The organism is Streptomyces durocortorensis, assembly GCF_016901035.1.
GTDB lineage: Bacteria > Actinomycetota > Actinomycetes > Streptomycetales > Streptomycetaceae > Streptomyces > Streptomyces durocortorensis.
In genome coordinates this window covers 1-1,186 of the sequence record NZ_JAFEUF010000506.1, presented here as the reverse complement: position 1 = coordinate 1,186, position 1,186 = coordinate 1, and the positions used below count along the sequence as shown (strand labels likewise).

1 protein-coding gene is annotated in these 1,186 nt (G+C 69.6%); it reads left to right on the top strand.

The features are described from left to right. A partial coding sequence (locus JS521_RS35775) for a lysine N(6)-hydroxylase/L-ornithine N(5)-oxygenase family protein (protein ID WP_205087006.1) occupies positions 1 to 1,186 on the top strand: 1,186 nt, incomplete at both ends.

The window sequence follows — 1,186 nt, the reverse complement described above, 5'->3', positions numbered from 1 at the left end:
TCTACGAACAACGCCCCGCCTTCCACTGGCACCCCGGCCTCCTCCTCGACGGCGCCAGCCTCCAAGTCCCCTTCCTCGCCGACCTCGTCACCCTCGCCGACCCCACCAGCCCCTGGAGCTTCCTCAACTACCTCCGCACCCGCGACCGCCTCTTCCCGTTCTACTTCGCCGAGCGCTTCCACATCCAACGAGCCGAATACGACGCCTACTGCCGCTGGGTCAGCGAACAACTCCCCGGACTCCACTTCGGCCACCAGGTCGACGCCGTCCGCTGGAACACCGAACGCGCCCTCTTCGAAGTCGACTTCACCCAACTCGCCCCCGACGGCGAAGCCGAAGCCCTCGGCCGCGCCTACGCCCGCCACATCGCCCTCGGCGTCGGCACCGAACCCTTCGTCCCCGAACCCCTCAAACCCCTCGCCGAAGCCGAATCCGTCCCCGTACTCCACTCCGCCGACTACCTCCGCCACCGCGAACAACTCCTGACCGCCGACCACATCACCGTCATCGGATCCGGCCAGTCCGGCGCCGAGGTCTTCCTCGACCTCCTGCGCGCCCGCCCCGAAAGCGCCGAGAACATCCACTGGCTCGCCCGCACCCAGGCCTTCGCCCCCATGGAATATTCCAAGCTCGGCCTGGAGCACTTCACCCCCGACTACAGCCGCTACTTCCACGCGCTCCCCGAATCCGCCCGCGACGAACTCGTCCCCCGCCAATGGCAGCTCCACAAAGGCATCGACGCCGACACCATCGCCGCCATCCACGACGAGCTCTACCGCCGCACCCTCCACGGCGGCTGGCCCGACGCCACCCTCACCCCCGGCGTCCACGTCCGCACCGCCGGACGCCTCGCCAACACCCGCGTCGAACTCCACCTCGAACACACCCAGCAAGGCACCCGCAGCCGCCTCACCACCGACGCCGTCATCCTCGCCACCGGCTACCGCGAACGCCCCCTCGACGCCCTCCTCGGAGGCCTCGACCCCTACCTCCGCCGCGACACCTCGAACCGCCCCCGCATCGACGACCAATACCGCCTCGTCCTCGACCCCGCCGTCACCGGACACGTCTACGTACAGAACGCCGAACGCCACACCCACGGAGTCGGCGCCCCCGACCTCGGCCTCGCCGCCTGGCGCAGCGCCACCATCCTCAACAACCTCACCGGCGCCAACCCCTACCCCCT